Below are 25,323 nucleotides of genomic sequence, written 5' to 3'. Positions count from 1 at the left end.
CCATTTTCTATGCTTCCTTTTAGTTAATCAATTTCAAATATTGCATCGCTTGTTTGATAAGCACGGCAGCCTCTGCGCGAGTGGCTGCATCTTGCGGTGCAAAGGTTGTTTCTGTTTTCCCATGTACCAAACCTTTGCTAGTTGCTTCCGCTACCGCGCTGCGGGCATAGTCTGATAACTGGTCTTGATCCGCAAATCGGGTATTCGCCACAGCTCCAGGTTTCGATTCTCCCTGAACGAGATGCACAGCTTTCATCATCATCACGACCATCTGCTCTCTCGTAATCAGTTCATCCGGATTGAATCTGCCCTCGCCAACACCTTGAACCAAGCCGTACTTCGTGGCTGTACCTACTTCTGATGCATACCACTGGGTGGCAGCAACATCAGTAAATACGGATGGCGTCGTTTCTGTCGGTAACCCTAGTCCTCTTACAAGAAGTGCTGCAAACTGAGCCCGAGTAACTTGCATTTCCGGTGTATACGTGCGATCCGTTGTTCCGTCGATTACCATTTTGGAAGCTAGGTTCTCAACATCTTTCTGTGCCCAGTGCCCGACCATGTCGTCAAACGTTTTCTTGTTTTGAACGATCGCATACAGACTGTTCGTATTACGGGTTATCGTTACTTCTGTCTTGCCGTTGTTCACAGTGAACACCGATGGTACAAACTTCAACTCTCCTGTAGCCTGATCGTAAACGACTGCAGTCGCAATCGAAGAATCCTGAATGGCTCCTTCTACTTTCATCACGCGTGTGATAAAGCTGTTGCCAAAGTTCGTAATTTCGACTTCTTGGTCCTTGGATTTCAGAATCACTTTGTAATCGATCATATCGCTTAGGCGTTTCATACCTTGATTAGCGATGGATTGTTCAAATTGCTTCTCCTGCTGCGATTTCGCTTTATCCATGCGAATGATCAGCACTGCGCCTTCCATATTAACCGCACTTGCAACATCCTCGCGATTCAGGATGGAAAGCGGCAGGTTATAAGATCCCAAATGGCTTCTTAACGTCAAAACAGTTCCTTTATTGTCTTTCATACTGCTATACAAGATATCCAGCGGCAGCTGTACGGCATTCTTTTCATACTTGCCTGGCATCTCGAAATTGAGGATAGAACTGCCAGCAGCTTTAAGATCCGCTAATTTCTGCGCCAATCGTTCGCGATCGATGCTTGCAGTTATCGCTGTTTGATTGTCTTGTGCAGGCTCGACCCTAAGTTCCGTATCCTTGGGTACGTAGCGGGTAGGATCTTCTTTCACTGGCGGTGTCGTTGGACTGCCTGAACCACTAGAACCGCTAGAACCACCAGATCCAGAGTCAGGGCCTGAATTGTCATTTTGCCCGGATATCATAATAACTTTGTTCCCAAAGACCAGCGAACCATCGTTTGCTGTGGCAACTACTTTCACCGTTCCATTCTTCGCTGCCGTCAGTAAGCCACTTGAATTGATGATCGCTTTATCGGTTACAGTGCCATCCATTTCATAGACAGCCCATGTCACTGTTTGATTCGTCGCATTCGTCGGAAGCACCAATACCTCGAACGGGAGGCTTCCTCCCTTCACGTTAATACTTGACGATGTGCTTGTGACCGTGATAGATGCCACATTCACGGGACCAGTACCGGGACTGTCATTTTGCCCGCTTATAGAAATTACTTTTACTCCAAAGACGGCAGAACCGTCCGTTGCTGTCGCAACCACCTTCACGGTTCCGTCCTTCACGGCCGTCAGCAAGCCGGTCGGATTGACGATCGCTTTATCCGTTACTGCGCCATCCACTTCATAGACAGCCCATGTCACAGTTTGATTCGTCGCATTCGTCGGAAGCACCATTACGCCTAACGGGAGGCTTCCGCCCTTCACGTTAATACTTGACGATGCGCTTATGACGGTGATAGCTGCCACATGCACAGGACCAGTACCAGGACTGTCATTTTGCCCGCTGATTGAAATAGCCTTTACTCCAAAGACGGCTGAACCGTCCGTTGCTGTCGCAACCACCTTCACGGTTCCATCCTTCACAGCCGTCAGCAAGCCAGTCGGATTAATGATCGCTTTATCCGTTACTGCGCCATTCACTTCATAGACAGCCCATGTCACTGTTTGATTCGTGGCATTAGCAGGCAGCACCGTAGCGCTTAACTGGAGGGTTCCACCCTTCCAAACGATAGTGTCTGATGCGCCAGTAACAATGATTGATTGTATGCTCACATTGCCTGACGGCACAAACGATTGAAGTGCGGCATTTAAATCATTCGTCGCCTGCTGCAATAACTGCTGCGTAACAGACGCGTTGTTGCCTGCTTGCTTCGCTAGATCAATGGCTTCTTGCAGCGCTTGTTTCGAGCCTACCGGATACTGGCCGTCTGCATTGCCTTCAACGGCGCTGTCGTGCTTGCTTTGCGCACTCGTGATGAGAGCTGCTAAGGTTTGATAGTCCTCATCCAACTCGCTTCTCACAACGTTAATCTCCGCTGCTGAAGCATATCCGCCATGACCTGCAGTAGCGGTAAGCTTCAGGTATCTGCTTGTCGCCGGAGCAAATGCCGCGATTTTCTCACTGTTGTCATCACTCCAGTTTCCTCTTGCAAACGGTGTGAAAGAAATTCCGTCTATGCTTGTTGACAGTTCGTAAGAAGTAATATTGCCGTTTTGCGCCCCATTTTGCCTTGGCAAATACTTTAGTTTCGAAAGGACATGCGCTTGGCCTAGATCGATGGTAATCGATTGCGGCAGCGAATTGGACATATCCCACTTCGTATGCCAAATCGTCGACGGATTACCGTCGATAGCTTGCGAAGCGTCATTATTATCTCCACTTGTCTCTTCACTCGTGGCCGTGGCCGTCATTTGCGACTGCGGAATCAGCGACGTATCAATCGGAACCGCGCCGTATACGTCAAATTCCCAGAAACTCGCCCATGCGCCGGACAAATCCGTCACTTGGATTCGCACATACCTTGCGTGCGTATTGAAATAGTCGAATTGCACTTGCTGCGAGCTTGACTTTTCCGATGCTGTCGTCCAGTTCGCATTGTCGTCTGAAACCTCGATTCGATATCCATAATTCTGATTGTCCATTTCCCACTTCACCCGGGTACCCGATATGTCGTAACTCGCCCCAAGGTCAACCTGGTACCAGTGCCCGGCGTTTCCGTCAGCCGCGCTCCAACGACTCGATTCATTTCCATCGTTGCCGGCCGCGACAGGGTGGTTGCTCTGGTAGCTATCCGCGCTTGCTGGCTTGGTTAACGCAATGTTTACCGGTTCGCTGTACACTTGTATTTCTTTAATCGCAGGCTTCTCCGTGCCGCTGCCCCCTGAGAGCGAATCAACGCTCACCCGAACGTATCGGATGCTGGCTGCCGTAAAGTTGTCAGGGTTCATATCCTGACCCGAAGCCGATCGGCCTGCGACTTGCGACCAAGTTAACCCGTTGGCAGAAACCTCGACTTTGTAAGTGTAATACATATTATCTCGTCCCCAGAGGATCTTGCTGCCTGTCAAATTATACGAAGCACCCAAGTCCACTTGCAGCCATCCTGGCGCACTGCCGCTGGCCTCCCACCAAGATCCGTTGACTCCGTCGTTCGCCTTGGACGGCTCGTTGCCGCTGGCCGAACTGCTTGCGGTGACGGACTTATTCAGGGCGACATTTACCAAAGCCGGGTGCTGCTCCGCCTGATTTTGAAACGGAGCCACGCCAAACACTTTCATCTCGTAGAAACTGGCTGGACCGTTTTGTGCTCCCGTTACCGTAACGCGTACATACCGTGCGTTGGCGACCAGCTTATCCCTTTGCCGCGCCGCTGCCGTCGTATTTTGGGTTTTGTCCAAAATCGTCGTCCAGTTGACCTGATCTTCAGATACATCGATTTTGTACTGATAATAGGTGTTCCCGCTCGCCCACACGATTTCCGATCCCGTGATGTTAAAAGAGCTGCCCAAATCGACCTCCCACCATTGTCCCGGATTGCCGTTTGCCGCCTCCCAGCGCGTCGTCTCGTTCCCGTCATTTCCGTTTGGTCCAAGATTCCCGCTTGACTCGCTGCTTGATGTTGCGCTTTTGTTCAAAGCGACGTTCTCGCCTGCAAACCAATTGTCGCCGCCATCGCTTCCACCTGACACAAACACGCTGTGACTAGCGGTGCTTGTAATTTCGGCGCTTCCCGCGAGCAAACCGCTTGCCGTCGCTGTAAGCTTCAAGGTGCCTGGTGTCAATGAAGATTTGACCAGAGCTGCAGCAACGCCTGCTTCCATAACGACTGGATTCGCAAGGATACGCGTATCGCCATTTCCAATCAGCCCGCCCGGACCGCTCAAGCTTAATGAAACGGAAAGAGCATTGGAAGGAACGATGTTATTGTTAGCGTCCCGAACGGTAATATAAGCCATAACCAGATCGGAGCCGTCCGCAACAAGCCCCTTCCCTTTCGTATCGTACTCCACGGACAAGTGATGCGGTTGTCCCGGCGTAGTTACCGAGTGAGAAGCCACGACCGCACCGCCAATTAGTCCATCCGCCCGCAGCGTTCCAACCTCCCAAGGCACTCCGCTGAATGTGAACGTTGGATGCTTCACATGTGTTAATCCGCTATCGGGATTTTGTGTGGCAATGAGCTTATCGTTCAAATAAAGCTTTACTTGCTCCGCATTGCTGGCAACGGTGACATCTCTCGGCGAAGATGACGTCCACTGATTAGCGATAAACACCATAGGTCCAGAGTCGATGCCGCTAAGCCTCACGTTAGGATCGCGCTGGCTTTGGAAGAAATAATAATTGAATTTCGGATACCGGTCCAGATCCACGAGACCCGAGTAGGCTGGATCGGCGTCCATTCCCCGGTTATTATCGCTAAAGCTCCACACCGCGTGCCCGGCGATACGCGGATTGGCATTGAGACCTGCCCAATCGAAGTAGCCGTCTCCATTCAACGCCTTTTGTCGCAGGATGATGGAGTTGAGCATGTCGATTTCGCCGACTTTTCTGACCGATCGATAACCGGTAGGGCTCGTGGCGCTTTCTGACCAATCGTCTCCCCATTCTCTTGTAAACAGCGGCTTGAGCGCCGTCTTCAATTCTTTGTAGTTCACATCGTATACTTCTTTTCCGTAAAATCCATACTCTGCAGACGTATACGTCTGATCGCCTGGATATTCTTCATGGGTAGCATTATGCGCGTTTTGCGCATACTCCAGCGAGTAAGTCGTCTCATTCAGACTGGATTCCCACATAATAATGCTAGGATGATTGCGGTCACGGCGAACCATATCCCGTATGGCTTGATAGGAACGCTGCTCAAAGACGGAGTCCCCGAAAAATTGCCAACCCGGCGTAGGCTCGATAACGGTAAGTCCCAACTCATCGGCTGCATCGAGGAAAGCCGGATCCTGCGGATAGTGACCCGTGCGAACGTTATTAAAGCCGCCTTCCCTGATCTGCTTGGCATCACGGTACTGCCCGGAATTCGGCAGCGCGTTTCCGACATAGAGATACTCCTGGTGCCGGTTTGCGCCATTCAACATGAGTTTTTCGCCATTAATGAGAAATCCTTGATCAGGTGTAAATTCAATCCTCCTAATCCCGATTCGCGTCTTATAGCTATCCACAAAAGCATTCCCGTCACTCACAGCAGTATAAACCGTGTACAGGTTCGGATGGTCGGGATGCCAAAGCTTAGGATTAGTTATCGTCGTCGATTGAACGAATGTATAGTCGCTTCCCGGGCTCATACTTTGGGCGCCACTTACCATCGTGGCAACCACTTGATTGTTGCTGTCGACAATCGTTGTTTTGACACTAGTGTTTTTGGCTGCCGCATATTCATTGATGATGTTTGTTTTCACTTGCACCGTCGCTTGCGACGCACTGACCGACGGGTACGTGACAAAAATGCCGCCGTCTGCCACCTTGTTAGCGAAAACCGCATCGGTAACGTGCAGGTTATCTGTAACGTGCAGTTTAACGTCTCTGTAAATGCCACCGAAATATTCAAAATCCAAATCGCGCTGCGGCTTGCCCGGCGGCGTTTGCGGGTCGTCCCTGTTATCAAGCTTTACCGAGATGACGTTTGATGTGCCATCCAAATGAACATAGTTCGTAATATCGAGTGTAAATGGGGTATACCCGCCATGATGAATGCCAAGATAAGTCCCGTTGACCCATACTTCGGCGTTGGTCATCGCCCCTTCAAATTCGACAAACAGTTTCTTGCCGGCATAAGAGCTGTCTAGTGGAACATGTCTTCGATACCATGCGATACCTTGGTAGCTCTGATTGTTGCCGCCAGTGATTTTAGGCTCCAGGCGCACGCTATGAGGCAAATTAACGCCCTCCCAGCCGCTATCATCGAAACTGGCTGCTTCAGCGCCGCTTACATCTCCACGATTGAACAGCCAACCCGTGTTGAAATTCAATTCCTGCCTGTTCGTCGAATCAGGAACGTATGGCTCCTCGGAAGAAATAACCGAAGCTTCAAACGCTCGAAGCGCTTGGTTCAAATCATCCTTGGCTTGGTCGATTTCTTGTTGCGTAAGCGCACCGACTGCTCGGTTCGCCGCATCAATCGCTGTTTGCAGCGTTTGTTTGGAGCCAGCCGGATATTGACCGATTTCGCTGCCTTCAACCGCGCTGTCATGCTTGCCTTGCGCATTCGCTATAAGTGCAACAAGTTCCTGATTCTGAACTACGCTCGCAGCCTTGATAACGTGAATCTCCGAGGCAGACGCATATCCGCCATGGCCTGCTGTAGCGGTGAGCTTCAGATATCGGCCGGCAGCCGGTGCATAAACAGCGTTCTTCTCACTGCTGTCATCTTTCCAAGTTCCGTTTGCGATTGGCGTAAAAGAGGATCCGTCCGCACTTATCGATAACCCGTATGCTGTAATGTTGCCATTGACTTCCCCATCTTGCCGAGGTACATACCTTAGCTTCGAAGTCACATACGTGTTTCCAAAATCGAGTATGATCGATTGCGGCAAATTCGCCATCGGGTCCCATTCCGAATGCCAGAATGTCGAAGGGTCTTCGTCAATGGCATTGCTAGCTTGATTCCCGCTGTGATTACTAGTTGCTGTAGCTGTCATTTGACTTTGCGGAATTTCATTCGGATCCGCGAGTTCATAATTATTCGTCCGAGTGACGACAAACCCTTGATTGGCCTCAACAGAGTCCGTGCCCGCGATCATGCGATTGAAGTTGATTTTTTTGTCCGAATTGCTTTGTGTAAAGCTGTTCCCCGCCACGGTGACGGCTTTGGATGCATCGAAGGCAAGCTCCAAACCGCCTTGAGTTGCGGTATTATTCGTAAACGTAAACCCGTCCACACTCTTGGCATAAATCGCAGAATTGCCGCTTGATGGGTTAAACCGATTGCCGTCGACCACAATATGGCTGTGTACGGTTTGATTCGGATTTTTCAGGGAAGTGCTTGGTTCGACGCTAATTACCGCGTTCCCAACGTTAGTAAATGTATTATTGCGAATGAGTACGTCTTTCACCATCCCTGATTCATACCAGCTTTGCGCATCGTCCGCAATCAGAATAGCGCTCATTGGCATGCCGCCAAACATGTTGTTCTCGATTCGTACAGCACCTCGCGTCGTCACTAGAATGCCTCGGGTCGGAATCGTTTCAAACGTCGAATTCGTAATCGTGACATTCGGCGTCCATGTGGTATTTTCCACCACATACTCGTTGGCGGCTACCGAAACAGGCACCGTTTTATCCAAGGTAAGTATTATTTGCGTGTCATCCACGCGTGTTACGCCAGTCACTACTGCGCTTTCCTTTGCAAGCAAAGTCGACTTGTTCATATACGCAATCGTATCCCCTACGGCAAATGCATCGAAACCCCAGCTCTCAGGATGCATAAATTGCACCTTCACCTGATTGGATGCCGGAATCTGCACAATTTGGAGATGAGTGCCGTGAACATTAATGGCATCATCCTGCGCCCCGGCAAAATGGGAATTCGTCACCTGCAACTCGCCCTTGCTGCCCGAAACTTGCAGGAAGTCCGCCATCGATGCGTTCGTCCGCCCGCTTCCTGCTTTTGGCGCAAAATTCAAACGGTCGAGTGTCAGATTTTCACTGGATTGGCTGATGATACCGAGACCTGGTGCCGCATAAAAGTTGACATCTGTCCAAGTTATCTCCTTGCTTCGATAAATCAATGTTCCCTGTTCTCTACGCGTCGTGTCCCTTAGTTGATACGTGTGGCCAACCGCAACATTCGGGCTGCTTGCGTAGTTGAATTGCACCACCCGATCGCCCAAATCCTGTGCATTGGTTACGCTGCCTAACGGATTTCCAACCCTCCACGTCTTCTTCGTAACTGGATCGTATTCTTGTGCGGCACTTACATTTTGAGTGCCATTCTGCGTCCAGTTCTCTTCGCCTATCCAGGTTAACTGGTTATTTTGGATATTATACCAAGAGTCCGGATGAATGCTGGCTTTCATATAATTGCTTCCAACCTCGGTAACGGTCATTTCCGATACGACCGGACGATTGAAATCAATGTTGATCCCGTTTACCTTCACATTTGTTGCATGGTCGAACACGATCGGTGTCATTACGCCATGGAACAGCAAGGTCGAACCGTTGCCACGGATCGTAAGATCGCTGATATCTTTAAACAGGAGACCTACTTTTCTCCAACCGCCAGGTGTTTGCCCGGACGTAGACGTATTTGAAATATAATACTGCGCATTGTTCGCTGTCGAAGCTTTGAAGTGGTAGGTACCTGCCGGAAAGTCCAGAATGACAGGCTTCGGCGCCGCTTTGGCAGCCTCGATAGCCGCTCTTACCGCGTCCCCAGCGTCATCACCTGCATAACTAAGGGCAATGACCGTATGATTTACTCCATTGATCGTTTCTGTCCTTTGGTTAAAGTAATTTCCAGCAGCGCTTTTCTCTACCCTTGACTGGATGTCCGCCCGGTCTATCGATACAAAGGTGTTGTTTGCACTGGCATTCTTCTGCCCCGTCACACGGATTCGCAGGACATGCTCCTGATTCATCAAGCTCTTGCTTTCAAAGAGCAGCTGCTGATCCGATCTCGACGGAGCGTACGTATCGACCAGCGCTTCAGGACCATCGTCGATCGAGATGGCAGCGATGCCCTGATTATTGTTTTTGGCCCCATACAACTGCACCTTGGTGCCTGTAAACCGCAAGAGCACGTATGTGTCAGCCATGTTCGAATAGTGATTGTCACGGTTGTACGCACCGGATTCGGACGAAGCATACCCCCATCCGGAGTTGTACACAAACTGGTCGCTGCCAGCCCATGTGGCATTATCGTTCACCGCTCTGTCTAACGACAATTGAAATTTCTGATTGTTGCCCGTGCCGGCAGTGCGTTGTACGAATTGCACGCCGCCTGTTGAACTGTTTCCGGGAATTTCAATTACTTTGCCGCTGCCCCGATTCTTCAATTGATAATAGCCATCGCCGGCATCCACGACAGACCATTCATCATTGTAAACAGCATCGTTGGTGTACGCGGATTGAATGATCCCAGCGCCATCCTCTGTTGATGCGTTCTCTACGGCAAGTACTTTCGAACTGCTTTTGGATATGATTTTGTAATATCCGGGCTCAGTCTGTTTAAACGCCCATTGTTGATTCAGCCCTGTGCCTGCTGACCATTGAATGATCGAAGCCCCGTCTGCATTGGAAACGCCATTCACATCCATGCGAAGCTGACTGTGCTGAACGGTAAGATTGAACGTTTTTTGATCTAACGGATTAGGCTCCACCAAAGGAATCGAGCTAATCGTATAAACGTAACCTGCTTGGGTATCAAAAGAAATCTGATGGCTATTGTCTGTTGTATACGATACATTCTCGCCCGCTTGATTGGTGACGATTGCTCCGGCAATGCTCGGATAGGACACAACCGCGCGATTGCCTTTGCCCGATTTAACGCTAATGCCCGTTGCCCGGGTATCGTTCCAATTCACACCAACCTCAAAGCCTCCGCGGGCTACCAAGCCTGTATAGCTTCCTTTGGGCCAAGCAGACGGGAGTGCCGGCAAAATGTCGATATTGTCCAAATGACTTTGCAGCAGCATTTCGGACATCCCGGACGTTGCACCGAAATTGCCATCTATTTGAAATGGGGGGTGGGTGTCGAATAAGTTTTTCAGCGTGCTCTCGGCAAGCTGCCCTTCCAAAATCGTATGGGCGTGCGTGCCGTCCTGGGCGCGAGCCCATAGGTTGAGTTTGTTCGCTTTGCTCCAGCCAGTGGCCCCGTCTCCGCGATGCTCCAGCGTCACCTTGGCCGCATCCAGAAGAGCCGGCGTACTCTTGTTGATTTGCTTGCCTGGAAATAGCCCAACCAATTGCGAAATGTGACGGTGCTGGTCGTTCGGATCATCGATGTCCTGCTTCCATTCCTGAATTTGACCATATTTGCCGATTTGGATTGGAGATAGATGATTCAGCTTGTCCTGAATTTCAGCTCGAAAAGAGGAATCGATGCCCAGCGTTGTGCTCGCTTCCAAGTAATTGGTGAACAGGTCGAAGACGAGCTGCTGGTCATACGCGCAACCTGAGCTGATCGTGCCATGTTCGGGCGAGTAACAAGGTGTCGACACCAAAGTTCCATCGCTGTCTTCGACTAGAAACTTCGTCCAAAACTCCGCCGTTTCTTTCAAGATCGGATACACGCGATCCCTTAACAGATCAACATCACCGGAAAATTTATAGCTTTCCCAAACGTTATTTGCAATAAATGCATTGGATGCTGGCGACCAGCCCCAATCGAAATCCCAACCCGGCGATGTATAGCCAAACGGGTTATTCGCCACACCTACCGACCAAGCGTCCGGAATGCCAAAATATTTCTCGGAGGAAACACGGCCGGGTTCACGCAACGATTCCACATAATCAATCAGCGGAGTCATCGTCTCCGAGAGGTTCGATACCATCGCAGGCCAATAGTTCATTTGAATATTAATGTTAAAATGATAATCGCTGCTCCATGGAGCTTTATTGGACTGATTCCATACACCTTGCAGGTTGGCCGGAAGCGTGCCTGCACGGGAGGAAGAAATCAGCAGATAGCGGCCATATTGATAAAACAGCACTTCCAGCGCTTTGCTCTTCGTTCCCGCATACGTAGCCAGCAGTTCGTCCGTCGGTACGGTCGGTTTAGCTTCTCCCAAATCCAATTTCACGCGGTCGAACAAACTCTTGTAGTCTTGTTTATGATTCGTGAGCAGTGTATCGTACGATTTGCTTTGCGCAGCATCTAGAATCTCCATCTCCGCTTGATGCGGGTCCTCGCCTCGATATGCCGGGTAGCTGTTGGCATAATTAGTGCCCAAGGTTGAGAGAATGGTGAGTGAATCGGCATTCGCGACGGAGATCTTGCCGCTGCCAGGCGTTAACGTGCCCCCCTGATTCAGAACGCGGAAGTTTCCTTCATATAACATGTTGTTGTCAGCTACATGGCCTCGAATCTGTATGTTGTTTCCGCTTGCTATTACGTCTCCTCCCTGACTGCTCGTTGGACGAACATCCAAGGACAGTTTGCCAGACTGATTGGCTGTCAGGCGCGTAACCATCACTTTATCCGGGTAGCTGATAAAGTATTCACGCGTATACTCCACTCCGTCGAGCGTGTATTTGACACGGGATGCCGCTTCTTCCAGATCCAGCTCTCGGCGGTAATTGACGGCATTAGCCGCCGAAGTACCGGAAAAATCAAGATACAAGTCACCAAATGTCTGGTAACTTCCCAGACCTGCGTTCAAGCCTGTTAGATAGCTATTCGCTTCACTGTGCGCGCCATTCGTATCCCCGGCTCGCAGTTTCGCCCGAACGCTCTCCAAATGGGAAACAGATGCGTCTTCGCGGTTCCCGTACGTATACGGTGTAGAAGCACTTCCCGGATCATCGGTGGAAGGCCAATTATACACGAAAGAAGAACCTGGACCGCCTGACCACAACGTCTTCTCATTTAACTGAATGCGTTCCTGCTCGATGCCGCCAAACACCATGCCTCCCATAAATCCGTTACCGATAGGAAGCGCTTCGGATTCCCAATCCGTCGCCGGCTGCCGATACCATAGAGACAGCTTATGGTCAGGCGCAGCGGAAGATGTGATTGCGGGCCCAGCCGCTTCAGCGAGTGGGGCAGGCATCGACGTTGGAAGAAGCAAGCCTGCTGACAGCAGGCTTGCCATGATTCGCTTTGACATCGACTTTCTTTTAAAAAGATGCATGTTTGACTCCTCCGTTTTCGCTTTGAGCAATTTTCTAATTGATCAAATTCGCATATTTTCAAATCGTCTCAATTGCCCGTTTTCAGAACAGGCATTCCTGAGTTCCCTGTCTCAGCAGCAGATGCCTGTGAAACGGAAGGAGACTTATTTCAAGATCAGTTTGGCTATACCCACGATATCCACAATGGTAATCTTGCCGTCACCGTTGAAATCCGCGCTTTTCGCCTCATTCCAGTCACTGCTAGCGGAAGATTTCCCGTAATGCACGGCTGCCTTGCCCAAATCTCCAATATCGATGGCGTTATCCCCATTAACATCTCCTGGCGCATAAACCGTAATGATCTGCCCGCTAAAAGCTTGCAACGCCTGGTTTAACATATTGGCCGCTTTATCTAGCTGCTGCTTCGTAGCCGCAGGATTCGAGTTAATGGCAGAGGCTGCTTGGATGGCGGATACTAGCACCACTTTGGAGCCAGCGGCGTATTGTCCGGCTAGGGTCCCTTCCACTGCGTGATCATAAATGGACTGTGCCAGACGGATGATCCTCTGCAGTGATGTCTTGTCCGCCGCCGTAATCGAAACCGTTAGATTAGCTGGAGTAGCATCCAACTTCTGCCCCAGTCCGCCTGTAACAGCTACTTTGGTCAGTACCAGATTCGTTATCGTGGACGGGCTATTCGGCTTCGCGATCCAATTAAATTTGAATACATCACCGCTTGCCGTTATCGCCCCCGCATTCCCTTGGCTCACAGCGATAATCCGAATTTGACCCGGCACGTCCGTATGCGTCTGAACTTCTGTAAAGCCGGATACTAACGGATCTACGGATACAAAATCGATGGTGCCAGCATCAAACACTAGTGTGATATCCGCCGCATAAACCGCGGAATATACGCTGGCTGTTACATTGGTTAAGCCGAACTGCGTCGAGAATGCAGTGCCTGCTTGAACAACTGCTGGACCCGTAAGCGTAGCCTGCGGCACGTCCGTCGGCAGCGGTGTCTGACCGCTGATCACGACATAGCTGGACCCTTGAATACCGCTGCCATCTGTAGCTGTTGCTACCACTTTTACGATCCCGTTCTTCTTCGCCGTGAGATCACCATTTGTATGGATAATTGCTTTATCTGTTATGGTTACGCCATCTGTTTCATAGACCGCCCATGTCACAGACTTGTACGTAGCATTGGCAGGGAGCACCGAAGCTTGTAACTGAAGGCTTCCGTCCTTCGTCGTAATCGTCGTCGCCAAACTTGTGACAGTGATCGATTGTACGTTCACCTGCCCAATCTGTGTTTCTGTAACCGTAACGTTTGCTACAGCAGGTATGACTGTGCCATCTACAACACCATTCACGACAAAACTGCCAGCTGTTGCATATTTAGACGAATCTATCAGATCCCATTGTACTGACTTAACAGCCGTTGTCCCATTGTTATACATAACTGTGACACTCGCAGGCAGAACCGGAGGAACCCCCGCATCCGTAACCACATTTGCTGGCATAACTCCCGAAATTACTGGTGTCGCTTCAACAGTCAGCTTAGTCAGCTTCGCATCCGCCCAATCCCCGTGATCCTCGCTGTTTCCATTGCCGGAATCGGCCACTTCCAATATAAGCTGCTTATAACCTTTAACATTCACCTTCACAAATTTGGCGTTTTGCGACTCCCACATTGTGCTTCCAGCGTAAAGTGATTCAATCGTGTCATCATTCTTCACTCCTGATATTTTAAACTGTATCGAGCCGCTGTTGCTTCCACCGTTCACTTCCTTATCTACACCGATAAAGGTCGAGAAGATTTCATAATCTGCACCAGTAAGATCATACTTGATCGTTGAATTGGCGTGAGTCCCAAGACCTTTGGCAAAGGAGAGATCTTCAGCCCCATTCTTCAAGATCATCGCATTACCGCCAATGCTCTTGTCTTTCTTAACATCCAGCCAGCCTGAGGATGCATTTAGCCAGTTCAGATCGCTCAAATAGTCAACTTCAGGCAATTCTTCCTTCTGTTCGGATTTGCCTTCCGCAACTCTAAACGTTGCATTGGCCCAGCTTGCATGATCCTCGCTATTATCGTTATCGCTCTGCGTAACAACAAGTTCTACGATGCTTGCGCCAGCTACACGGACATCGACCGGTTTAGCCACGTCGGTAACCTTCATTACACCGCTCGCAAATTTCTCTACACCGTCTACAAGCACCTTGAATTCCACATCGGCGTAAGACGGCGATTTGGCCATTTCTTGGTCGACTCCGACAAGAGCCGTGAAGGACTCATAATTTTTTTGGGAAATGTCAAACATAATTCTTGAATCAGCATGTACACCAAAGCCCTTCTCGTACGTTTCAGCGCCGCTATTGCCCATTAGCCTTATCGCATTTCCGTCCAGGCTTTTGTCCTTCTTAACGGTTGACCAGCCTGAGTATGCACTTAACCATTCCAGGTCGCTCGCATAACGATCCACCAGCTCAAAGTTCAGCGTGTAGACTTCCTGTGTCGCTCCACCGTCAGCTGTAGCTGTGATGGTCGTCGCTCCTGGCAAGCTGTCGGCAGGGGCGATGACCAACTGCACGTCTTCAGATGCTTTGTCCACTGTAACTGTTGGAACCTCCAGTTTTTTTTCTCTCAAAACAGACATCATCGCCGTGCGATTCTCGAAATTAAGGCCTTTAACCGGCACTCCGTTCACTTTCACATTCTTAATCAGAGAAGGAACGCTTTCCACTTTCCATAATTGGCTGTCGCTTCCTGTATACGTGTTTTGAACAACCGGATTTCCGTCAGCTGTAGAACCGTTGCTGTTTTCCAAAGCCAACTGGCTGTTTACGCTGGTAATTTTGAAGTAGCCGTTGCCAACATTGGAGATGGCCCACTGCTGGTTTATGGCTGTAGGATCTGCGGCAGTTTCAGAATCTGTCCATTGAATGACTGATTTTCCAGGCAATTTACTCTCGTCTGCAACATCCATAACTTGTCCGCTTTGTTTATTGACAATCTTATATTTGCCCAGACCTACATCATCGATAACCCATTGCTGATCGGGCTCACCCGATTGAGTTCGCCCGGCAACAGCCGCTCCATTCGCTGGCGAATTCCCAACTCCCAATGCTTTGCCAGTCGCTTTATTGACGATACGATACAAGTTGTTGACATCAAAGGAGTCAATCCCCGTCCGAGTTGGAACTTCATTGGTGTAAGATCCGACTGCCAGCTCGCCTGCAGCAGCGAAGCCGCCTACGGCCGAATTCACTTCCAGTTTGACATAGCGTGCTGTTTGCGATGGGAAGGTCACACGTTTCATGGTCTTGTCCCCATCCCATGTCCCGCTTTTAACCGAAGTGAAGTTCGTTCCGTCCTCGCTCACGTATAACGTATAAGAAGTAATCATGCCTTGTGATAAATTTTGCGAAGGCAAGTAATTCAACATATTAATGTTGTTGTACGTGTAGCCCAGATCCAGTGTGATGGATTGAGGCAGAGAGGTGTTGGTTTGCCAAACAGTCTCAACGTAAGTGTTTACATAATCCATAAGGCCATCAATCGCATTGCTCGCATTCCCGCTAGTAGCCGTTGCTGAATTAGCTGTAATCGTATGCTCCATTACGATTGGCTGTTGCGGCAGTGGAGGACGAGATTCATTCGGTGACCATGCTTGTCCAATCTCCGCCAATCGACTTGCTACGTTATCATCCAACTCACCTTCCGGGTTCGGTGAAACGTTGACCAAAAAGTTTGTATAACGCGGTTCCAAATAACCTAGATGATCCTCAACAATATTCTTAACGCTTGCCGGCTCTGTTTTAGCCATCCAATCGTGCCAGAACCATTGACTGGAAACAAGCGGCATGCCCTGGTTAGCGGCAAACGAATTGTTGGAAGGTGCCCAAACGCCCTTAGGTTCTTCAAAATAAATGATGTCCTCTTCCCATGGCTGCGTTTGTCCATTGTGATCCACAATAAGAATATTAGGCTGTAAGCGCTTTATCAATTCCCGAATTTCTTGGTATGAAACCTCATTATGACCCATCTCCCAGGCCCATCCGTCGATAATCAAAACCGGAATTTCGCCATAATTCGTCAGCAACTCTGTTAGTTGCCCTTTAATAAAATCAATATCCGCTCTGCTGACAGAACCTTTCTCAATACCTTGCTGACGATCCCAGATGGAGAAGTATAGCCCCGGCAAAATTCCTTGAGCGCGCATGGAATCTACATATTGTCTTACGATATCTTTCTTGTAGGAGCTGTTCATCACGTTATAATTGCCATATTTGGTTGGCCACAGGGAAAATCCGTCATGATGCTTAGTTGTTAGAACGGAATATTTGATGCCTGCGGATTTGGCGGCTTGCGCCCATTGGTCCGTATTCACATGCTTAGGATTAAAAGAAAGTGGATCTTGACCTGGCGTCACCCATTCCTGATCGTGATAGGTTCCCATGTTATAGTGGATAAACATGCCAAACCTGAGATCCACATAGTTTTTCTGATTCGTGTAACTATCATTTACAACGGGGCTTGCTGTGTTTTGATTATTTGTAGTCGCAAAAACGGGGGCAACTGAGACAAAAAATAGAATAAATATAAGTCCTACGCATGTTGAAATCTTCTTATTCAATTAATTCCCCTCCTAAATCTTATCGTTTAATACCCGGAGGCAGTCGCTTCAGCGAGTGGGGCAGGCATCGACGTTGGAAGAAGCAAGCCTGCTGACAGCAGGCTTGCCATGATTCGCTTGACATCGATTTTCTAATTGATTAAATTCGCATATTGCAGCACTCGTTTGATGATGACAGCCGCTTCAGCGCGAGTGGCTACATCTTGAGGGGCAAACGTCGTTTCCGTCTTGCCGTGAATCAACCCTTTGCCGGCGGCGTCTGCTACCGCGCTGCGGGCATAATCCGACAACAGGTCTTGATCGGCGAACGGAGCATTCACAGTGCTGGCACTCGATGCTGATGTTCCTTTAACGAGCCCAATCGCTTTCATCATCATCACGACCATTTGCTCTCTTGTAATCTGTGCATCCGGGTTGAATTCACCCTCCGCAACACCTTGAACCAAGCCGTACTTCGCCGCCGCATTCACTTCTGGGGCATACCACTGCGTATCTGCGACATCTGCAAAGACATTCTTCCCAGCCTCCGCAGGCAATCCCAGTCCTCGCACGAGCAAGGCGGCAAACTGGGCGCGGGTGACTTGCATCTCAGGCGTATACGCACGGTCCGAAGTCCCGTTAATAATCATTTTCGAAGCTAGCTGTTCCACATCTTGCTTCGCCCAGTGACCGATCATATCGTCAAACGTTTTCTTGTTTTGAACGATCGCGTACAAACTGTTCGTATTCCGGATCACTTTCACTTCGGTTTTGCCGCCATTCACGGTAAACACGGAAGGCACGAATTTCATTTCTCCTGTAGCCGGGTCATAAACAACCGCAGTCGCAGCTGACGAATCTTGAATCATTTTGTCTACATGCATAACGCGTGTTACAAAGCTGTTGCCAAAGCTATGAATTTCCTCTTCTTTGTCTTTGGTTTTAAGAATGATTTTATAATCGATCATATCGCCCGCACGTACCATGCCTTTATCGGAAATGGATTGATCGAATTGCGTTTCATACAGTGATTTAGCCTTATCGATACGAATGATCAGCGTCGCTCCTTCCACGCCAGCCAAGCTCGCGAAATCCGCATGGTTCAGTATCGACATCGGAAGATCGTAAGTGCCCAAATGGCTTCGCACGCTTAAAATGGTATCTTTATGATCCTTCAGGCTGCCTAGCAAAGTTGACAGCGGTAACTGCAAGGCATTCATGTCATATTCGCCAGGAATCTCAAAGCTCAAAACCCTGCTGCCGCTCGTTGCTTGCAGATCCGCCAATTTCTGAGCCAGACGTTTGCTGTCGATAACCGCTGTTACAGAGGTTTGACCGTCTTGTGCCGTTTCGATCCGGAGTTCGGATTCTTTAGGTACATAGCTATTCGGATCTTCTTTCGTTGGCGGAGTCGTTGTGCCTCCACCTCCACCGCCGCCCCCAGTTCCAGAACCAGGAATCGTGTCGTTAATTTTAACGGCAGCTTGTGCATTTACATGCCATATAGACGGTAGCTCTTGCGATGTCACTGTTGTCATCTGATCCAAGATTACGTTAGCTTGCCCGCTCTTCATAGCCTTGAAAGTCAGTGTACAAATAGCTAGATCTCCATTTTCCCCCGCTTTATCATGCATTTTCGAATAGGCGAATGTGACTTGATTCCCCGAATCTTGTGCGATCTTAAACCCTTCGAATGTGCCATTCGATTGATCTGGTTTGAAATCCAGCCGATCTGCATCATAGGTTAGAACAGCCTCATATCCATATAAATCCGTCATATTGTTACCTTGGATCGTAACGACCACATTGTCACCGACAGTTATTTGAGAAACGTTCAGATTGACCTTGAATGAAGGAATTCCGGCACCTACAGCCGTGCCAATTGGGATAACAGTGAATAAGAGCATCATAACCGTGAAAAATATCCCTGTTTTGCGTAACATGGGGTTCACTCCTTTTGAATATCATCCAAATATGGAGAGAGAAAGGGCTGGCCTTTCTCTTCCATTTCGGATTGATTTGTTATTGCAGGATCCGTTTAGCGATACCTACTACGTCGATAATGTCAATCTTACCGTCATGATTGAAGTCAGCACCTTTGGCCTTACTCCAATCGCTGCTTGCGGAAGTCTTGCCATAATGCACGGCTACTGTACCCAAGTCTCCGATATCGATGAGGTTATCTCCATTGGCATCGCCTGGCGCAAAGATGGTGATGAACTGCCCGTTAAACGTTTGTATCGCTTCGTTTAACACGATGGCCGCGTCATCCAGCTGCTGCTGGCTAACCACCGGGGCCGTGTTGACGGCAGAGGCCGCTTGGATCGCAGCTAGCAATACCGCTTTGGAACCCGCTGCAAATTCTCCGACTTCCGTTCCTTCTACCGCACGATCATAGATGGACTGTGCCGAATTGATGACCGTTTGCAGCGTTGTTTTATTTACAACTTCAGCCTCTGTAATTGAAATCGTTAGATTAGCCAGAGACGCATCGTTTTTTTGAGATAATGCATTAGAAACAGATACCTTGGTTAGATTCAGATTGGTTGTCGCGAATGATTGCTGAGACTTCGCCTTCCAATTGATCTTGAATACATCTCCGCTTGCGGTGATAGCCCCCGCTTCTCCTTCGCTGATCGCAATAATTCGAACTTGACCAGGTACATCCGTATTCGTCTCAACCGCTTTGAAGCCGGATTTCAATGAATCTACAGATACAAATTCAATCGAATTTGCATCAAAGCTCAGAAGTATGTCTGCCGCATATACGCTGGAAGATGGGTTACTTGTTACATTGGTTAATCCGAAATTGGTTGTGAACGCAGCTCCCGCTTGAACCGTTGCAGCCCCTGTTAGCGTAGTGTGGGGCACGTCAGTCGGCGGCGGTGTCTGACCGCTGATCATGACATAATTGAAGCCTTGAACGCCGCTGCCGTCAGCAGCTGTCGCCACCACTTTCACAATTCCGTTATTTTTCGCCGTAAGCAATCCGCCGGCGTTAATCGTTGCTTTATTGGTCGTCGTGACACCGTCTGCTTCCCAAATGCTCCATGTAACTTGACTGTTTGCACCAGATGGCAGTACTGTGGCTTGCATTTGCAGCGTACCGCTTTGGACTGTAATCGCGTTAATGCCGCCTATGCCGCTTACGGAAACGGATTGTACATACACCGGCGGGTACACATTATCGGTTACTGTCACGTTCGCAACAGCAGGTATGACCGTACCGTTTACAGCACCATTCACGATAAAGCTGCCGACTGCCGCATATTGGGATGGATGAACAGCATTCCACACAACGGACTTCTGCGCTGTCGAGTTATCGTTGTAAGTAACCGTTACATTGGCAGGCAATATCGGCGCTCTATAGGTAACTGTTGCCACAGTCACCGGCAATACGCCGTTAATCATGGATACAACCTGCTCCCACTTTGCATATAGCGTGATATCGGATGCCGGGATCGTATTCACGCCGAAATCCCAGCCGACCGTCAACGCTTCATCTTCATACCAACCGGCAAAAGTAAACCCGTTCTTCACCGGAGCTGTAGGCGCAGCAATCTTCGAACCCGGTACAGTTCCGTATAGGGGAGGAACCAGACTGCCGCCGCCGCTGTTGAAGTTCACTGTCGTACCTGTTTTGAAGACCGAGAAATTCCACGCTTCGTACCATCTTGCGCCAATCGTTCGGTTCTCGGTATTCACTTCCATTGGAAGCCATACGTATCTGGAATCCTTCAGATCACTAGGGTACCATCGATCGGCCATAAAAATGAATTTATTCGGCACGAGCTCGCCGTTGCCATCCCGGTAAGGCAGAACGTTCGTGCTTTGGCTGTCGTGAGTCGTTCCTTTCCAGTCGTCCACAAACGGATCGCCTTTATCCTGCCATGGACCAAACATGCCATTCGTGGACACGTGATACTTGGCGCGGTTTGGATTCCACCCCGTCAAGCCGGACGTAATCATATAATAGACGCCATCTTGTTTGAAGATGGTTGGCGCTTCCCTCCAATCGGTGAATGCTCTCACATAATGAACGCCTTCCACTGACTGACCGTTCTCATTCTGAGCAGGCCCCGTATACGCATCATTCAACATCACGATGACGGTCGTAGCGTTTTCTTCCGATGCGTATACCAAGTAGGCTTTGTCATCTGTTGCATCATTGCCGTCATCATCGACATACAATGTCATATCGCGAAGCATACCTTCGTTGCCATTGCTTGAACCCTTATTCGGCAATCGGAATGTGCCGAGATATTTGAACGGTCCCGTAGGCGAATCGCTGATCGCAACACCGCCTTCCGCCGTCCAATAAGAACCGGCGATCGGCCCGTCTTGATGCCACCACATCACATATTTGTCTGTTTTCTTGTTGTAGACGACCTTCGGACGTTCAACAACTTTATCCCAGTTGAAATCTTTGTACATCGCTTGCTTCTCTGCATTCGTCTTGTCCGCATACAAGGCGTTTAGCTCAGCTATGCGTCCAGGCGAATTATGTTTGCTTAACGAATTGACCGGTGATTTCATAGATCCTGTATAGTCAGCATCTTTGTTAGTAATGTTAACGACCCGATCCGGATCGAAGAGAACACCGCTAGTCTGATACGTCTGGCTATTCTCGTCCAAATACAAAGGCAAGTTCCCAACAGGCAAAACCGATTCGCCAAGCTGCGGGTTGTTGAATACCGGCAATACAACCCCTTCATTTATCCAGTTGTACAAATCTTTTGAAGAGTACGCGTGAACGCCTGTTACTGGTACATAACCTGAGCCAACATTATTTTCCGTTTTGTCTTCACCATACCAGTAGTACGTTTTATTCTTCTCGTTGTATAAGATTCCTCCGCCATGAGCCTGAATTGGAATACCGTCTCCATCCAGCCATACTTGACCGCTTTTAATGGAATCTGTTTTACCTACGGTCTGATATAAATTGTATAAGTCCTGCAGAATTCCAGTGTAGTAAGGAATGCTTTCCTCCGTTAAATCACTGACCGTACCGATCGATGCAATTTTGCTTTCAATCGCCGCGGCTACTTTCGGACTAATGCTAGATGCCGCACGCAATTGTGCAATGGCATTTTCCAAGCTTGTCGTATCGAAGCCAGTGGATTGTTTTTGGCTGACAGCAATCTCAGCGGTAGTTAGCGTATTCCCGTCGCCGCCTGTAGAAATAGCCTGAATCGCTACATATCTGGCTCTATGCGATTTGAATGTTGCCGATTGCGCGCTGGAGCTGGATGTGTCCCAAACGCCATTCGCTGCAAAAGTGAAATTCTGATCCAAATAAGCTTGAGTCCCATCTGCCGGTTTATTTGTTAAATCCGTGTCGCTATAGTAAACCTTAAATTGTCCAATTCTTCCGTTCGCCTTGTCCTGCCTTGGCGTAACCATCACTTTGCCAACATCCGGTCTGTTCTGACCCAGATCTACAATGACGTAATCACCAGATCTGTATGTTCTTCCGTTGGATTCCCAATTGGATTCATAGAACGTTGAATTGTTGTCATCCAGCATGAAACTGGAAGGATTTGAGGCATAAGCTTCCGGAGCGTAGAAGAGACTGATTCCGTTAGTCTGCTGTTCATTGCTTTGGATCTTTACGATTTCGGCAGTAAGTTTGTTTGCCAGCTTCACCATTTCTTCCTGGGTCGCTGTACTGCTGTTGAGCAGTGTTGTACCCTGCGTGCGCAATGCTTTCAAATCATCCAAATAAGCAGGATCACTCGAAAAACCGTCGATGAACGTAGCCGCAGCAGTCATCGCATTGTTGAGTTTGGACGTATCCAGGGTAAATCCAGCCTTGTTGAAAATATTGATTTCAGCAGCAGAAGCATACTGCTTGCCTGCATCGCTTTTCGAAGCTAGCGCTGTGAATTTCACATAGGAAGCGCCGTGTGCGTTAAAGGTTGCCGACTTCTCCAGCCTGTCTGCATCCCATGTTCCTTCAGCAACTTTCGTGAAAGCGGTACCATCAGGGCTCACGGATATTTCAAATTTAGTCACAACACCGTTCCAATCCTCATCCTGCCTCGGCACATAACTCAGTTTGTACACACCGTCATACGCCTTGTTAAGATTGTAAGTTATGGACTGTGGAAGCGGTGCATAGGAACTGTCATAGGCTGTATGCCATTTCGTGCCGGTGTCGCCATCCAACGTTTTCTCCGGTCCTTCTCCAGAAGCGAAACTGTTTGAAGATGCCGTCATTTGACTTTGCGAAATTCGTCCCACCGAATTAAATTGCTTATTGTACTCAGCGGTAATTTTGCCTGCTGCCATTGCAATAGCTTCTTGCGTCACATACGCGGTATCCCGAATTGTCTTGCCTTCGTTAACTAGCGTTTGCAATGTCGTCAAACTGCCATTTGTAGCTATCAACGCCTCCGCGCTGGCAATTGTCTGGTTCAGTGAATCCTTATCTAGTGTAAAACCTGACTTTCTCGCAATTTTGATCTCGGCAGCCGAACCGTATTGTGTGCCAGATCCGTTATTCGATTCCGTCACCGTAAACTTCACATGTGTCGCGCTTACTGCCGGGAATGTAGCCGTCTTCTCGGACTTGTCGTTGCTCCATGTTCCTTCGGCCACCTTATTGAAATTCGTGCCGTCCGTGCTGACAGCGATTTCATACTTGGTTGCGACTCCATTGAAACTGCTATCTTGTCTAGGCAAGTATTTCAATTGGTATACATCGTCATACGAGTTGCCCAAGTTGTAAGTAATGGAGTGCGGAGCTGGCGCCGGAGTACCGGACCAAGCGGAATGCCAATTGGTTCCTGTATTGCCGTCCAACGTATTCTCTGGTCCTTCACCTGAGGCGGAGCTGGTTGCTGTAGCCGTCATCCCGCTTTGCGGAATCACAGTATTGCTCGTATAAGATGCTCCGTCAATTACAAACGTTGTAATTGATTTCGGGCTAACTGTCGTATTTAAAGTTTTATTCATGATCGGAACGTTTGCATGCTGCTCTACATTTTCCTCAGCAGAAGAAACATATGGCGTTGCAGTCCCAGTGACAGCGTCAAACTGTGACATGTCTAAAGAAATATCTTGGCTAGTCGTGTTAGCATTTCTATATACGACATAGATTTTATTCTTGGAAGGATCATACGCGGCTAACGTGTTATCATTGTTATCTGCAATGAATCTGGATCCCTGCGGGATAAATTTGCTGAATTGCGCCATTGCGTAATATTTCTTTCCGTACCACCAATCTTGTGTATCAAAATCTGCGTGAAGGAGACCCCAGTTCATGTTTTCCTTCTGCATGTTTTTCTCGCTCTCAATCGCCTGCCACAGTACCCAAGCCTTAGGTTCAAGCCAAGTAATGTCCGTCATAATTCTTTCGGCTAATGCCAATGCCGGTTCAAAATCATCGTGATTGTGAGCTACGCCAGATGGTCCCAAATCCACTTCAGACATCCATAATGGCTTGCCGGCAGCTTTAGCGGCATCCCTGACAGCAGTCCGGTTATTCCCGCTGTAGGTGTGGGTATTCATTTGTCCTACATTCGCTTTCGTTGCTGCATCATACGAGTTCCAGTCGGTCATGAACGTATCGACGCTGGTCTCGTCCATTGCCGAAATCTTCACGCTTTGAAGCCCTTTTTCATCGAGCTTGGCACGCGCCGCATTAATCATTTTGGCTTGGGAACCCGTATCCCAGTGAGAACCTTCCTGCCCTCCGCCAAACTTCCAGTAATCCGTATTCGGTTCATTGACCGGAGATAGCGTGTTGAATTGAATGCCCCAGTCTGTTTTAAAATGATTCACGACTTCTGCGAGGTAGTTCGCAAAATTGTTATATTCCGTCGATTTCAAGTTATCCTTCCATCCGTCCGCGTTCCCCGTGGTGCTGCCGCTTACCGTCATGTAGTACGGAGCCGAATTGGAAAACGCCTCGAAGACGTTCGCCCCTCTGTCTTTGGCCGCTTGCAGCCACCAGCGCTGATTCGCATCCTGCGACCAATCGAGCACGCCAGCTGATGGCGAAAACCCAGGCACTTCACCGCCTTGGCGCATCGTATCGTAAGCCGGATTCTCACCGCCGCCAATGTTGTATCTGGCAATATTTAAATTCAATCCATCTGGCGAGTAGAGCGCGTCAGCCAGAGCATTTCTCGTTGCGTCGTTCCAACCTCCCGTAACATTACCAAACCAAGCTAAAGCTGTTCCCCACCCGTCCCACGATTGCTGCATGCTGCTTGGGTCCAAACTGATAGAAGTCGTGGCGGCACTCGCCTGCTGATCTGTAAATCCGTATAATGCGGGTGAAACTAAAGAAACTGCCAAGAATGAAGCACATATCTTTCGTCCAGTTTTTGTACTCATCGTTATAACCTCCTTCAATTATGTCTAACCATCCAGTCCCAACATTTGGAAAACGCTTCCAAAATTCTTCAAAACGTCAATACATGAAAGTGATTCATTTCCGGTGCGCTTATTAGTTGCTTGTTCTTGCTTTT

4 protein-coding genes are annotated in these 25,323 nt (G+C 49.0%); all 4 read right to left on the bottom strand.

Annotated features, from left to right (window positions below; translation table 11 throughout):
* Positions 1 to 19: 19 nt before the first annotated feature.
* The 4 genes from HQN90_RS13950 to HQN90_RS13935 all read right to left on the bottom strand — a co-directional run bounded on the left by HQN90_RS13950 (position 20) and on the right by HQN90_RS13935 (position 25,189).
* Positions 20 to 12,244: a glycosyl hydrolase family 95 catalytic domain-containing protein gene (locus tag HQN90_RS13950; protein WP_173219301.1), complete on the bottom strand. Its 12,225-nt coding sequence runs from the start codon at positions 12,242 to 12,244 to the stop codon at positions 20 to 22.
* Between the two features lie 144 nt (positions 12,245 to 12,388).
* Positions 12,389 to 16,867: an NPCBM/NEW2 domain-containing protein gene (locus tag HQN90_RS13945; protein ID WP_173219298.1), complete on the bottom strand. Its 4,479-nt coding sequence runs from the start codon at positions 16,865 to 16,867 to the stop codon at positions 12,389 to 12,391.
* Positions 16,868 to 16,998: 131 nt separating this feature from the next.
* Positions 16,999 to 18,789, bottom strand: a complete 1,791-nt coding sequence (locus tag HQN90_RS13940; protein ID WP_173219295.1) for an S-layer homology domain-containing protein — start codon at positions 18,787 to 18,789, stop codon at positions 16,999 to 17,001.
* 79 nt (positions 18,790 to 18,868) lie between these two features.
* Entirely contained in the window at positions 18,869 to 25,189 is a 6,321-nt protein-coding gene (locus HQN90_RS13935; protein WP_173219292.1) for a discoidin domain-containing protein, read from the bottom strand.
* Positions 25,190 to 25,323: the final 134 nt, after the last annotated feature.

This window comes from Paenibacillus alba (assembly GCF_013204855.1).
Classification (GTDB): Bacteria; Bacillota; Bacilli; order Paenibacillales; family NBRC-103111; genus Paenibacillus_E; species Paenibacillus_E alba.
Note: the sequence above shows the minus strand (reverse complement) of the source record. Positions and strands in the feature narration are given on the sequence as shown.